Source organism: Anaerotignum sp. (assembly GCF_017483025.1).
Lineage (GTDB): Bacteria > Bacillota > Clostridia > Lachnospirales > Anaerotignaceae > Anaerotignum_A.
Genome location: NZ_JAFUMA010000016.1, coordinates 1 through 13,254, shown reverse-complemented (window position 1 = coordinate 13,254; position 13,254 = coordinate 1). Strand labels below are relative to the sequence as shown.

Annotated in this window: 20 protein-coding genes; 3 read left to right on the top strand and 17 right to left on the bottom strand. The window is 45.7% G+C overall.

The window, feature by feature from the left end; genetic code table 11:
* Window positions 1–28: 28 nt before the first annotated feature.
* The 9 genes from trmD to IJ369_RS01530 form a co-directional block, all read right to left on the bottom strand.
* Window positions 29–772 carry a tRNA (guanosine(37)-N1)-methyltransferase TrmD gene (trmD, locus tag IJ369_RS01570; RefSeq protein ID WP_290715205.1) on the bottom strand — a complete coding sequence of 248 codons (744 nt, stop codon included), beginning with the start codon at window positions 770–772 and terminating at the stop codon, window positions 29–31.
* Window positions 773–1,282, bottom strand: coding sequence for a ribosome maturation factor RimM (rimM, locus tag IJ369_RS01565; RefSeq protein WP_290715203.1), 510 nt, complete (start codon window positions 1,280–1,282; stop codon window positions 773–775). It abuts the gene before it with no gap.
* Between the two features lie 83 nt (window positions 1,283–1,365).
* On the bottom strand, window positions 1,366–1,596 hold the full coding sequence (locus IJ369_RS01560; protein ID WP_290715201.1) for a KH domain-containing protein: 231 nt from the start codon (window positions 1,594–1,596) through the stop codon (window positions 1,366–1,368).
* A gap of 24 nt (window positions 1,597–1,620) precedes the next feature.
* A complete protein-coding gene (gene rpsP, locus IJ369_RS01555; protein WP_290715199.1) occupies window positions 1,621–1,869 on the bottom strand; it encodes a 30S ribosomal protein S16 in 249 nt (82 codons plus the stop codon).
* A gap of 87 nt (window positions 1,870–1,956) precedes the next feature.
* Window positions 1,957–3,309, bottom strand: a complete 1,353-nt coding sequence (ffh, locus tag IJ369_RS01550; protein WP_290715198.1) for a signal recognition particle protein — start codon at window positions 3,307–3,309, stop codon at window positions 1,957–1,959.
* A 16-nt stretch (window positions 3,310–3,325) separates the two neighbouring features.
* Complete coding sequence (gene ylxM / locus IJ369_RS01545) at window positions 3,326–3,676, bottom strand: YlxM family DNA-binding protein (protein ID WP_290715197.1); 351 nt, start codon at window positions 3,674–3,676, stop codon at window positions 3,326–3,328.
* A gap of 158 nt (window positions 3,677–3,834) precedes the next feature.
* Complete coding sequence (locus tag IJ369_RS01540) at window positions 3,835–4,383, bottom strand: hypothetical protein (RefSeq protein WP_290715196.1); 549 nt, start codon at window positions 4,381–4,383, stop codon at window positions 3,835–3,837.
* A 2-nt stretch (window positions 4,384–4,385) separates the two neighbouring features.
* The gene (gene cobC / locus IJ369_RS01535; protein WP_290715195.1) at window positions 4,386–4,988 is read right to left on the bottom strand and encodes an alpha-ribazole phosphatase; all 603 of its coding nucleotides are present in this window, start codon (window positions 4,986–4,988) and stop codon (window positions 4,386–4,388) included.
* A gap of 105 nt (window positions 4,989–5,093) precedes the next feature.
* Window positions 5,094–5,255: a DUF1540 domain-containing protein gene (locus IJ369_RS01530; RefSeq protein ID WP_290715193.1), complete on the bottom strand. Its 162-nt coding sequence runs from the start codon at window positions 5,253–5,255 to the stop codon at window positions 5,094–5,096.
* A gap of 120 nt (window positions 5,256–5,375) precedes the next feature.
* On the opposite strand from IJ369_RS01530, the gene IJ369_RS01525 reads away from it, so the two are divergent.
* Complete coding sequence (locus tag IJ369_RS01525; protein WP_290715191.1) at window positions 5,376–5,597, top strand: hypothetical protein; 222 nt, start codon at window positions 5,376–5,378, stop codon at window positions 5,595–5,597.
* Window positions 5,598–5,640: 43 nt separating this feature from the next.
* Here IJ369_RS01525 and IJ369_RS01520 read toward each other — a convergent pair whose 3' ends face one another.
* Window positions 5,641–6,204 (bottom strand): hydrolase, encoded by a 564-nt coding sequence (locus tag IJ369_RS01520; RefSeq protein ID WP_290715190.1) that lies wholly within the window; start codon window positions 6,202–6,204, stop codon window positions 5,641–5,643.
* A 176-nt stretch (window positions 6,205–6,380) separates the two neighbouring features.
* Between IJ369_RS01520 and IJ369_RS01515 the strand changes: the two genes are divergently transcribed.
* Window positions 6,381–6,866: an S-ribosylhomocysteine lyase gene (locus IJ369_RS01515; protein WP_330612884.1), complete on the top strand. Its 486-nt coding sequence runs from the start codon at window positions 6,381–6,383 to the stop codon at window positions 6,864–6,866.
* Window positions 6,867–6,974: 108 nt separating this feature from the next.
* Here the strand turns inward: IJ369_RS01515 and IJ369_RS01510 are convergent, their stop codons facing one another.
* From IJ369_RS01510 to IJ369_RS01480, 7 genes are all read right to left on the bottom strand, one after another.
* Complete coding sequence (locus IJ369_RS01510; protein ID WP_290715187.1) at window positions 6,975–7,469, bottom strand: hydrolase; 495 nt, start codon at window positions 7,467–7,469, stop codon at window positions 6,975–6,977.
* Window positions 7,470–7,693: 224 nt separating this feature from the next.
* Window positions 7,694–8,050 (bottom strand): stage V sporulation protein AE, encoded by a 357-nt coding sequence (gene spoVAE / locus IJ369_RS01505; RefSeq protein ID WP_290715186.1) that lies wholly within the window; start codon window positions 8,048–8,050, stop codon window positions 7,694–7,696.
* Window position 8,051: 1 nt separating this feature from the next.
* On the bottom strand, window positions 8,052–9,077 hold the full coding sequence (gene spoVAD, locus IJ369_RS01500) for a stage V sporulation protein AD (protein WP_290715185.1): 1,026 nt from the start codon (window positions 9,075–9,077) through the stop codon (window positions 8,052–8,054).
* 10 nt (window positions 9,078–9,087) lie between these two features.
* Window positions 9,088–9,534: a stage V sporulation protein AC gene (spoVAC, locus tag IJ369_RS01495; protein WP_290715184.1), complete on the bottom strand. Its 447-nt coding sequence runs from the start codon at window positions 9,532–9,534 to the stop codon at window positions 9,088–9,090.
* Window positions 9,535–9,555: 21 nt separating this feature from the next.
* Entirely contained in the window at window positions 9,556–9,981 is a 426-nt protein-coding gene (locus IJ369_RS01490; protein ID WP_290715183.1) for a stage V sporulation protein AB, read from the bottom strand.
* A gap of 1 nt (window position 9,982) precedes the next feature.
* Complete coding sequence (locus tag IJ369_RS01485; RefSeq protein WP_290715182.1) at window positions 9,983–10,597, bottom strand: stage V sporulation protein AA; 615 nt, start codon at window positions 10,595–10,597, stop codon at window positions 9,983–9,985.
* Window positions 10,598–10,702: 105 nt separating this feature from the next.
* Window positions 10,703–11,386, bottom strand: a complete 684-nt coding sequence (locus IJ369_RS01480) for an MgtC/SapB family protein (RefSeq protein ID WP_290715181.1) — start codon at window positions 11,384–11,386, stop codon at window positions 10,703–10,705.
* A 361-nt stretch (window positions 11,387–11,747) separates the two neighbouring features.
* On the opposite strand from IJ369_RS01480, the gene IJ369_RS01475 reads away from it, so the two are divergent.
* Window positions 11,748–13,254, top strand: a 1,507-nt coding sequence (locus IJ369_RS01475) for a DEAD/DEAH box helicase (RefSeq protein ID WP_290715179.1), incomplete at its 3' end; no start/stop codon positions are given.

The following is a 13,254-nucleotide window of genomic DNA, read 5'->3' as shown; positions in this document are numbered from 1 at the left end:
AATCTTCATCAGTTCCTTCTTTTTATTTTTATTCTTTTTCAATTTCAATGCCCTGTTCCTGCAGGAATTTCAGATCTTTTTTTGTCAGCTCCGCTGTTTTCAGCAAATCGGGGCGTTTCTTTGCTGTTCTGAGTAACGCCTGTTCTCTGCGCCATTTTGCCACATTGGCATGGTGACCGCTCAGCAGCACCTCCGGCACTTCCCTTCCCATGAATACGGGAGGGCGGGTATACTGGGGATATTCCAGCAGACCATCAGAGAAACTTTCGTCCTCGAAGGATTCCTCCTTGCCCAATACACCAGGCACCAGACGGGACACTGCATCAATAATGGTGATAGCCGCCAGTTCGCCGCCGGTCAGAACAAAATCACCAAGGGAAATTTCATCCGTCACGATTTCCTCGATGAGGCGTTCATCGATCCCTTCGTAATGGCCGCAAAGGAACACCAGATTTTCTTCCTGTGCCAGTTCCTCCGCCACGCGCTGGGTAAAGGGTCTGCCCTGCGGGGTCATAAAAACCACGCGGGCTCCTTCTGCTCTGGGCATCAAGCTCTTGTAGGCATCATAAATAGGCTGCCCCTGCATGACCAGACCTGCGCCGCCGCCATAGGGGTAATCATCCACGTGTTTATGCTTATTCAGCGTAAAATCTCTGATATTCACTGCTTCAACGGAAATATGGCCTTCCTTCTGGGCTCTGCCCATGATGCTATGGGAAAGGGTCTGTTCGATCATTTCAGGGAACAGAGTCAATACGAAAAACTGCTTCATTTATCTCAGTCCTTCCAGCAGATGTACTGTCATGATGCCTGCTTTCACATCTACCTTTAGGATGCAGTCCTTGATGGCAGGGATCAGCAGTTCTTTTTTGTCTTCCGCTTTTTTCACGGCGTAAACATCATTTGCACCTGTTTCATAGATCTTCACCAGTTCGCCCAGTTCTTCCCCCTCGTCTGTCACAACTTTCATGCCGTACAGGTCTCTTGTATAGTATTCATCCTCTTCCAAAGGGATAGCAACTGCATCGGGGATAAGAATTCTGCCGTTTTTGTACAATTCTGCTACGTTGATATCGTCAATTTCTTTGACTGTCAGCAGGATCATATTTTTCTGATAGGCCACCTTCTTGATATGAAAGGTCTCCTGTTTTCCTCTGATCTCCACAATGATCTCTTTCAGCTTTTCGAAACGGGAAGGATCTTCTGTAGTAGGAAAAACGCGCATGGTGCCACGGATGCCGTGGGTACCTGTGATTTTGCCGATTTCAAAAAATTCTTTCATTATTTTACCTCTCGAATTCGGTTTATTTCTAAAAAAATACGGTGTGGCAGTAAATACCACACCGCTTTTATCGTAGCTAATGCTTACTGCACGATTTCTACGATGATTTTTTTGTCTTCATGGATGCCAGCAGCTTTTACAACAGTACGGATCGCTTTTGCAATTCTGCCCTGTTTGCCGATGACTTTGCCCATGTCCTCGGGAGCAACCTTCAGTTCCAGAACCAGAGCACGTTCGTTATCTGTTTCTGTAACCACTACCTGCTCAGGATGTTCCACAAGTCTTTTTGCAATGACTTCTAACAGTTCTTTCATAAATCGGCCTCCCTTAAATAGGAATTATTCGCCGATCACGCCAGCTTTTTTCAGCAGAGCTTTTACTGTATCGGAAGGCTGAGCGCCGTTTGCCAGCCATTTGTTAGCTGCTTCTGCGTCTACTTTCAGTACAGCGGGTTCTTTTGTAGGATCGTAGATACCGATTTCATCGATGGATTTACCATTTCTGGATGTTCTGGAATCTGCTACAACGATTCTGTAAAAAGGTGCTTTCTTTGCGCCCAGTCTTTTCAGTCTGATTCTTACTGCCATGATTTTGTCCTCCTAAATGTTTAAAAAATTGTTTATTGGTTACTTAGTTGATTTATCTCTTAATTCCTGATGGAATAAGCTTCTTTTTTAGCGGAAGAAAGGCATTCTGCCTTTTTTCTTCCCTTTTGTCATGTTATTCATCTGCTTCATCATTTTCTTCATTTCTTCGAAGTGTTTCAGCAGACGGTTCACGTCAGCGATACTGCGGCCGCAGCCTGCAGCAATACGTTTCTTTCTGGGGCCATTCAGAATGGAAGGATTTGCTCTTTCTTCCTTCGTCATAGACTGGATGATGGCTTCTGTTTTCGCCATTTCCTTCTGAGGGTCTACCCCATTCAGCGCTGCATCCAGATCAAGCTTGCCCATACCGGGGATACCGGGCATCATGCCCAGCAGGTCTTTCAGCGGGCCCATTTTTTTGATCTGCTGCATCTGGGAAAGGAAATCCTCCAGAGTGAAATCGTTGGCGCGCATTTTTTTCGCCATTTCGATGGCTTCCTGTTCATCGATGTTGGACTGCACCTTATCGATCAGGGAAAGCACATCGCCCATGCCCAGAATTCTGGATGCCATACGGTCGGGATAGAAAGGCTCAAGGTCTTCCATCTTTTCGCCCATACCGATGTATTTGATGGGTTTGTTTGTTACGCTTCTGACGGAAAGAGCAGCACCGCCTCTGGCGTCACCGTCCAGCTTTGTCAGGATGATACCATCCACACCCAACTGGCCGTCAAAGCTTTCTGCAACCGTTACCGCATCCTGACCTGTCATTGCGTCTACAACCAGCAGGATTTCCTGAGGTCTGACTGCCGCCTTGATATCCTGCAGTTCCTGCATCAGCTCTTCGTTGATGTGCAGTCGACCTGCCGTATCGATCAGGATCGTGTCATGATGCTGTTGGGCTGCGTATTCCAGCGCTTTCTTGGAAATTTCCACAGGGCTCACTTCTGTGCCCATTTCGAATACGGGAATGTTGTAATTCTTCCCAACAACCTGCAGCTGTTTGATCGCAGCAGGTCTGTAAACGTCGCAGGCTACCAGCAGAGGATTTCTGCCCTGCTTGCGCAGCTGACCTGCCAGCTTACCACTGGTCGTTGTCTTACCTGCACCCTGCAGACCTACCATCATGAAAACGGTAGGAGGCTTTCTGGAAAATGTCAGCTGAGCCTGTGTGGAACCCATCAGCGCGATCAGTTCTTCGTTTACGATCTTGATCACCTGCTGACCGGGGTTCAGCCCCTGCAGCACTTCCGTACCTACGGCACGTTCTGTTACTTTTTTGATGAATTCTTTTACGATCTTAAAGTTGACATCGGCCTCCAGAAGTGCGATCTTTACTTCACGCATGGCAGCCTTTACGTCTGCTTCTGTCAGCACACCTTTGCTTCTGAGCTGCTTGAATACTTCCTGCAGCTTATTAGAAAGATTTTCAAATGCCATGGACCGCAACCTCCTTTCAGGACAGGATGTCCTCAGCGATCTTTTTCATTTTAGAGATGGCCTTCACCACGGAAGCATCTGGATTTTTCTTTTCCATGCCCTCCATGATGTGCTTCATTTCCTGTACAGCTTTTTTCTGCGCCTGAAAACGGGAAACCAGCTGAAGCTTCTCCTCGTAGTCCTGCAGGATCTTTTCCGTTCTCTTGAGCTGATCGCGGACAGCCTGTCGGCTGATGGACAATTCCTCACCGATCTCCGTGAGAGAAAGGTCATTCTGATAATGCATTTCGTAGACCTGCTTCTGTTTTTCTGTCAGCAATTCGCCGTAAAAATCATAGAGCAAAGTCAGCTGCAAAATATCATCCATTTCTTTCCTGCCTCCTGTAAAGGATAACTACTTTACAATCACCTTGAATATACTATCAGACAAAACACCCATTGTCAAGTATTTTTCCTTTACAAAGAAAAAATTTTTTGAAATATGTGTTTTTATGATAAAATCAATGGTTTTAAGGCCACATGTCCTCACAGGACAAACACTTTTTCCCGCGCTTTTTCGATATTTTTAAAGATTTGAAAAGCAGGCTCCCGATGAATTTTTTTCGAAAGTTTTTCTTCTGAAACAGACAAACCAAACAGCATACCGAAAGCCGTCAGTTCCTCTTTTGTTTCATTGATTTCCGTTTTTTCTCCCGTGATGATTTCTTTCCAATTTGGCTCGAAAACCACCATCTGCACGAAACTACGGAAATTTTCAGCCAAATACCAGCATTCCAGTTTTTCGGAGACAAAATAAACAGGACTTTCCATCATTCCCTTGCCGCCGTGGGCATAATATCCGCTCCTGCCATCATGGGCGAACAAAGTCAGACTAGGCACAGGATAAAAATCAACCTTAGGAACCATCCCTTCGAAAATCAGATAAATACTCCGTTTTCTCTGGAGAGAAGTGAACCCATTTTCCTCGCAGGTCATAACGAAAGGATCGAACTGCTTCCCTGTCGGGATGATCTCCTTCCCCTCCATCACGGGCGGTTTTTTCCCGGTCTCCATATCTATGTATACTTTTTCCATGCTCATTCCCCTTTTTTGCAGACAGGATAATTGAAGCAATCATAGGTCAGTTTCTTTTCAGATACCCAGACAGCACTGTAATGCCCCTGCTTGGAATTGAAATTCCAGAAACCTTTCGGGCCTGCACCTGTCAGATGGCAATGCATGGCACTCAATGCACCATTATGGGACACTACAAGAACGTGTTTCCCCTTGTTTTCCTTGATGATGCGGTCTAAACCAGTCGTCACACGGGTATAAAACTCCATGAAGGATTCCCCTTCTGGCATGGTCAAATTTTCCCAGTCCGTTCTCCACTGTTTCAGGAGCACACGGTCTTCCTCCGTCATATCCTCCCATGTACGGTTTTCCCATTTGCCATAATATAATTCACGAATATCGGACGTTATTTCGATGGGTCTGCCGTCGGCGATGATTTCTGCTGTATGGTAAGCCCGTTTCAAATCGCTGGAATAAATGGCATCGATAGGGATATCCTTGAAAGCTTCCCGCAGTTCCTCTGCCTGGGAAATGCCTTTTTCGTTGATATCTGCATCGTACCACCCATAGAACATATTACGGGCATTCATATCGGTTTCGCCATGGCGCACAAAATACAATTTCATCTTCTCATCACCTCTTTGTTTTATTGTACGATAAGATATCGTCCCTATGCAAGAAAAAGCGGATACTCCGCCATTGGGAAATACCCGCTTCTTCATCATCCATCCTTATTTCACTGCAAAGGACATACAGTCTGTACACTGATCCTGTGTAGGATTCATTTCATGAGTGCCAACCTGAATAGAATCCAGTGTGCAGTAATTTTTTGTGTCGTGGTGGTATCTGCACTGTTCTACTGTACATTTGATACATTCATTACATTTTTCCATGTTTATTCCCTCCTCAAATTTGTTGCAAAATTAGTATGCTCTCTTTTTTCGAAATCATAACGGTATATTTTTCTTTTTCAAAATTTATGGTACAATCATTGCGGAAGGAGTGAAGACCCCATGGCAGAAAAGAAAACCACCACCAGAAAAACAACTGCAAAGAAACCCGCCAGCACAACGAAAAAGCTTTCCGTCACCATCGACAAGGAAACCTACGCACTGCTGGAAGAATATATCGCTGAATTTGGCTACAGCAAAGACGAATTCGTAAAAAAAGCCATCATGGAAAAAATCAGTAAAGACAAAATCAGCTCCATGATCGATGACATGATAAAGCTGTAAAAGAAAAAGACCCTTGGAAAACCAAAGGTCTTTTATTTTTTATTTAATCGTTTCTTTCATCAGCTTTCATGCCGTCCAATGTTTTCTGCATCAGTTCATCCAGTTCCCAGCCAAGACGTTCTGCACCTGTTTTGATAATCTCACGATCGCAGCCTGCAGCGAAATGTTTGTCTTTGAATTTCTTTTTAATGGATTTTACTTCCATATCCTTTACACTCTTGGAAGGACGCATCAGAGCAGCCGCGCCGATCAGGCCTGTCAGCTCATCTACGGCAAAAAGCACTTTTTCCATTTCATGCACAGGTTCTACATCACAGCAAATACCATAACCATGGCTGGCTACGGCATGGATAATGCGTTCATCGATATCCTTTTCCTTCATCAATTCCTGCACTTTGATGCAGTGCTGATCAGGCCACTGCTCGAAATCCAGATCGTGCAGCAGACCTACGTTGCCCCAGAAATCCACTTCATCGCCATAGCCCAGTTCCTGTGCCAGATAGCGCATAACGCCCTCCACGGTTTCCCCATGGCGCAGGTGGAAAGGTTCTTTATTATATTCTTTCAGCAGTTCCCATGCTTCGTCTCTTGTCAAAATTCTACCCATTAAGATTACCCTCTTTCTGTTGTGTTTATTTCTGTACATTATAGCCAACTTTTGGACATCCTGCAACAAAATTCCACAGGTATACAGTATGAAATACAACCTCTTGCAATTCGAAGGCATACCTAGTAAAATGAAGAACAGAAAAATTCATATTTTTATTTGAAAGGATGAAAAAAATGGACGTAACAAGCTTTGGCATCGATCATAATCTGCTGCTGCGCGGCATCTATGTTTCCAGAAAAGATACTGTCGGCAACGGCATTTTGACAACCTTTGACGTACGCATGAAAGAACCCAACCGCGAAATGGTGATGGATACTTCCGTGATGCATACCATCGAACACCTGATGGCAATTTTCCTGCGCGAACACCCCGTTTGGGGCGAAAAAACCATCTACGTTGGCCCCATGGGCTGCCGTACAGGTATGTACGTGATCTTCAAAGGCGATCTGGAAAGCACAGATGTGGCTGAAATCATGAAGGAATGCTATCAGTATATGGCAGATTTCAAAGGTGAGATCCCCGCTGCGAAAGCCGAAATGTGCGGCAACTATCTGGATCACAATCTGGGTATCACAAAAATCGAATGTCAGAAATTTGTGGATGAAGTGCTTTCCTGCATCAAGGAAGAAAATATGGTTTATCCCAGACAGAATGGCTGATAAAAAAAGACACTGCAAATGCAGTGTCTTTTTTATATTCACTTTTATTGAACTCTTTTCTTTGCGTATGAAATTGTAAAGGTGCCGTCCAAATTCGTCCTGCAAGGATCAGGAAGCAAAGCTTCTTTTTCTTCTGAAATTCTCCGCGATCTGTGCATATTTACGTTCTGTAAATTCGCAAACCGCGCAGATTTTGTCTACGAATGTGATAACATAGGATTCGATATAGCGGGGAGGTACAGGTGTACAAGGCCACATATGCTTTTCAATCGCATCAATTTCTACTTTATTCAGCTCTGTGATCTTCTTCGCATTGCAAAGAGCGATGCGAGGATGCCAAGAAGAGTGGCTGGTACGAATGTATTTTTTAACCCGCCAATCATAAAAATATAAATCATGCAGTAAGCCTGCTCTAGCTGCGGAACGATAATCCCAACCCATCTTGTAGCAAATCAGAAAGCTGTAATAGGATACATTTATACTATGCTGAAGTCTGCTTGTATTGCAATGCTGTGTGTGCAGGTCCAGTTTAAGAACCTGTTCATGGTCCAGAATTCCTTCCAGACAATCCTTGTACTCTGCCAGCAGCTGATCTTCATCCATGTTGCTGAAATCCTTGCGGGACCCAATAGCGCTGTGCATGGGTTCCACTTCCTTACTTCAATATTTATTTGTTGAGTTAATTATAGCATACTTTTTTCAAATTGTACACGAAATAATACATAAACTTCCATGGAAATTTTTAGGGATTATTCAGAAAGGATTTTCCAAAAACCATTGATTTGACGGCATTTCTTCATATCGCAGCAAAATAAAAATATTCCGCTTTATTTCTCTTTGGGATTGGCAAACAGCGCCGCCAGAAAAGCAAAAAATACTGCCGCTGTAACACCCGCTGCCGCCGCCTTCATGCCACCGGTAAAAATGCCAAGAAAACCTGCGCTGTCCACTTCTTTCATAACGCCTTCCGCCAGGCGGAAACCGAAACCCGTCAAAGGAACCGTTGCTCCTGCTCCGCCAAATTCTTCAATTTTTTTATAGATACCCAGGCCCCCTAAGATGCACCCCAGACAGACATACAGCACCAGAATACGGCCAGACATCAGCTTCGTTTTATCGATCAGAATCTGCCCGATGACACAGATGATGCCACCCACCAGAAAGGCCTTCAGAATCTCTGCCATATCATTTCGCCCCCTTTTTGCAGCCCTCGATCACAAGCCCATGGGCGATACCAGGGATAGGCTGTCCCTGCTGAGAAGACGTAGGGCTCATCAGCGCCCCCGTGGGAATAAACAGCATCCGTTTGATTTCTCCTGAGAGCAATTTGGGGTAAAAATAACCGCAGAATGTCACGGCAGAGCAGGCGCAGCCGCTGCCCCCGGCGTGGGTATCCTGGGTTTTATCATCGAAAATCTCGATGCCACAGTCTGTATATCGGCTATCCATGTTGTATCCTTCTCTTTTCATCAATTCAACCACCAGTTCTCTGCCGACTGTCCCTAGGTCACCTGTGGCGATGACATCATAATCCTGAGGCGTTCTGCCTGTATCTTCAAAGTGAGTTTTTAATAGGTCTGCCGCCGCAGGCGCCATGGCTGCGCCCATGTTATTGGCGTCGGTCACGCCCATATCTACAATTTTTCCCGTAGTGATTTCCGTGATTTTCGGTCCATCCCCTTTTCTTGCAAGGACAACCGCACCATCCCCAGTCACTGTCCAGGTGGCCGTAGGGGGGCGTTGCGTCCCCAATGGCAGAGGGAAGCGGAACTGTTTTTCTGCCGCACAGAAATGGCTGGAAGCCCCTGTCAGCACATGATTTGCAAAGCCGCCATCCACCAACATCGCCCCCAAACTCATGGATTCTCCCATGGTAGAGCAGGCACCAAACAACCCGAAGAAGGGAATATTCAGGTTTTTGATACCAAAGGTAGAACCAGTACATTGATTCAACAAATCACCACACAAAACATAATCGATATCTTTTGGCTTCAGGTTCGCCTTTTGCACCGCCAGCTCCATATTTTTCTCTACAAATTTGCTTTCCGCCAGTTCCCATGTCTTTTCCCCGAAAAAGGGGTCCTCTACCTTTTGGTCAAAATATTTGCCCAAGGGCCCTTCCGCCTCCTTCGGCCCTACGGTAGATGCCGCAGAAAGGATGACCACTCCTTCCGCCAGCCGTACCGTTTGTTTCCCGATTTTTTTGCTCATCTTTTCACCTCTATTTCACAAAGTAGTATACCAATCCGACCAACATCGACGTCAGCGTGCCATAAACGATAACAGGCCCTGCAACGATGAACATTTTCGCCGCCATGCCGAAAACCATGCCTTCTTTTTTGAATTCCATAGCAGGAGAAACTACAGAATTGGCAAAACCCGTGATGGGCACAATGGTACCCGCCCCGCAGAATTTCCCCAGCTTTTCATACAGACCTAAAGCTGTTAACAATGCGGAAATTCCAACCAATGTAATGGAAACCCAAAGGCCCGCATCATCCTTGGAAATTCCTCTCCCTGTGTAAAAATTCAATAATAACTGCCCAATGATGCAAATGATACCGCCGGAAACAAAGGCTTTCAGACAGTTCGTCAAAATCGGACTGTTAGGTGAAGCCTTTTTCACCATCTTGTCATATTCCTGCTGTGCTTTTTTCGATGTATCCAAATGATTCACTCCTTTATGACTTTATAACACATAAAATCCGTCTATCAAAAAATAAGCCAGAGAGCCAAACACCTTTCCCAAGGCAAAGGCTAGAATCAGCCATTGCAGACCCTTTGTCAGCCTTGTCCGCCGCAGCATGATAGGAACAACGTTCAGCACCTCTGTCAGCGCCATCGCCAGCACGCCTACAAAAATGCCGGTACAAAGGGCATACACCCCCACTAAAAAGGGGACATCAGGAAAACGATAATCCATAAACATAGCCGTTGTACCAAAAACACCGCCTAAAGTAATGGCATCCTCATAAATGCGGATGTGTCTCTGGGTCTGGGTCCGCTTCGCCATACGGGGCACAATACCAATAGCAGCGATAAAGGCGAAAGTCCCTGCTGCCACCAGAACCCCGGAAGAAATGCCAAAAAAGATAAGAAATATAGACCGCGCCATCTTATGCGCCTCCTTTGCGCCGATTCAGATAATCAATCACGCTGGCATTTGTTTCCTTCTCGTAGGTCGTCATTTCTATCTCGATAGGTGTCGGGTCCTGGGTCAGAGAAATTTTGGTGAAATGATTGAAGAATACGATGATACCCAACCCCAGGCCGATGCTGTAGGGAATGGAAAGCAGCTTCGGAATCTCTTTATTTTCACCAAAAAACATGTAATACATATTTTCAAAGACCAACGGCACTTGCGTATCGGAGTGGAAACACATGATTGTCGTCGCTGCACCAACGAAAAGCACCAAAGAAACGAAAGCCACCTTCGTCCACAGCCAGAGAGAACTGCGTGCCTCCCTCCGCGGCAGATATTCGATGAGGATATCCATTTCCCCTACATTGCAAATCGTCGCATCGGGCCATTTCTGATTCAGAACCTTGATCAGATCCACCACCGAAAGGAGATATGTTTTTTTCTTATCCTCCGGCACACGGAATACCACCAGTTTTTCCGCCTCCCCCGCCGTTTGTCCGCCGATAAAGACCTCAGCGATATCTCGCAGGAGTACATCTTTTTTCTGTACGATCTGGGCTTTTTCCACAGGCTTGATATAAATATCCATTTTACCCCGCCTTTCCAAATGCTTTTGGTTAGTATGGCGGGATTTTCCGAAAACATACAAAAAAGAGACGCACTTCTCCTTCAAGAAATACGTCTCTTTGATTTTTTATAGCTTAAAACTCTTGATCCGTTCATCATCGGCAAAAATATCGGAAAGGTCAGAACAGGTGATGGCATGCTCACGGCTTACATCCAGCGTCACCTTTACACTGCCATCGTCTCTTTTCTCCATCTGGATATGGTGGATGATGATGTTCCGCTCCTTCAATTGCTGTTTCAACTGTTCCAGCCCATGGGGCATATTTTCATAGGTGATTGAAAATGTCTCATAAATAGGCCCATCCAGTTTTTTCAGGTTGCCGTGGGTAAAAATCTGGATGACCATGATAAGCACCGTGGCGAAAATACCAACAGCATACATCCCTGCGCCAATGGCCAGACCAACCCCTGCCATAGACCACAGGCCCGCTGCTGTCGTCAGGCCTTTGATGGATGCATCCCTGACGAAGATCACGCCTGCCCCCAGGAAGGAAATGCCTGTGATAACATTCGATGCCACTCTGGAAGCATCCGCCCGCATGCCGGGAATTTCCAATACATCCACAAAGCCATATTTAGACACGATCATCAGAAGAGCAGAGCCTACCGCAACGATGATATGGGTGCGCAGACCTGCTTCCTTTCTCCTGCGGCTTCTTTCATAGCCGATGATGCCGCCGCAAATCGCCGCAATGACCATCCGCAGCATATATTCCAATTCAGCCCCGAAATAATAGAAAATCTGTTCCATACCGTGACCCCCTTTCACGTTCTTTTTATAATCATACCATATTCCTCTGAAAAAGAAAAGGCATACAGGAAAGCTCAGTTTCTCCAATTACTTCTTGCAATTTCCGATTATTCCTGATAATATAAAAGTCTGCGGCTTTTTTGCCGGAGAAATGCGCTTTAATAGGGTTTCAACATATTCCGAAAAAGGAATCATGCTTTGCGAAAGCGCCAAACTATATAGAAGTCGAAGAAAAATATCGGTATTAACGATACTGCGATATGCGTTCACAGGGCAAATCGCCCTATATAAGAGGTTTGTTTTTCGTTGTTTTCTTCGGCTTTGCCAAAATCAAAAAGCGAAGAAAAGAAAGGAAGAAACAATGGAACACATCAAATTTGAAGACATGAATATTTCTAACGAGATCCTCCGTGCCGTGCTGGATATGGGCTTCGAAGAAGCCACACCCATTCAGTCCCAGGCCATCCCCGTCATTCTGGAAGGCAAGGATATCATCGGTCAGTCCCAGACAGGTACAGGGAAAACTGCCGCTTTCGGCATCCCTCTGCTGGAACGCATCGATCCCGATGACAGACGCCTGCAGGCGCTGATCCTGTGCCCTACAAGAGAACTGGCGATCCAGGTAAGCGAAGAATTCCGCAAGCTGCTGAAATACAAAGAAAACATTCGTGTCCTGCCTATTTACGGCGGCCAGCCTATCGACAGACAGATTGCAGCCCTGAAAAAAGGCACACAGGTCATCATCGGTACACCCGGCCGTGTTATGGATCATATGCGCAGACGTACCATCAAAGCAGAAACCGTGCAGATGATGGTTCTGGACGAAGCAGATGAAATGCTGGATATGGGCTTCCGTGAAGATATCGAAACCATTCTGGTAAAAATTCCCGAAGACCACCAGACGCTGCTCTTCTCTGCTACCCTGTCTCCCGAAATCCTGGATATCACAAAACGTTTCCAGAGAGACCCCGAATTCATTAAAATCGTTCGTAAGGAGCTGACAGTACCCAGCATCGAACAGTATTACTTCGACGTAAAGGAAAAAACAAAACTGGATGCCCTGACTCGTATCATCGACGTATACGACCCCAATCTGGCGATGGTTTTCTGTAACACAAAGAAACGCGTGGACGACCTGGTAGAAATGCTGCAGGGTCGCGGCTATTTTGCCGAAGGTCTGCATGGCGACCTGAAACAGCCCCAGCGTGACAAGGTAATGCAGAAATTCCGCAATGGCACCATCGAAATTCTGGTTGCCACAGACGTTGCTGCCAGAGGTATCGACGTTGACGATATCGATGTAGTATTCAACTATGACGTTCCTCAGGATGAAGAATATTACGTACACCGTATCGGTCGTACAGGCCGCGCAGGCAAATCCGGTAAGGCGTTCACCTTCTGCGTGGGCAAGGAAATCTACAAGCTGCGTGATATCATGCGTTATACAAAAACAAAAATCCAGCAGCAGAAACTGCCTACTTTGAGCGATGTGGAAGAAATGAAAACAAACATCTTCCTGGAAAAAATCAAAGGCATCATTGATGAAGGTCACCTGACAAAATATATCAATCTGGTAGACCGTCTGTTGGAAGAAGATTATACCAGCATCGATATTGCTGCGGCTCTCTTAAAAAACCACCTGTCCGACGTCAATACCGATGATATCGATGCACTGGATGATATCAACCTGGGCGGTACAGAAATTTATGGCGGCGAAGGCGAAAAAATGGTTCGTCTTTTCATCAACGCAGGTAAGAAAAACAAAATCCGAGCGAAGGATATCGTAGGTGCCATCGCCAACGAATCATGTGTTCCCTGTAAGACTCTGGGTGATATCGATCTGTACGATGATTATAATTTCGTAGATG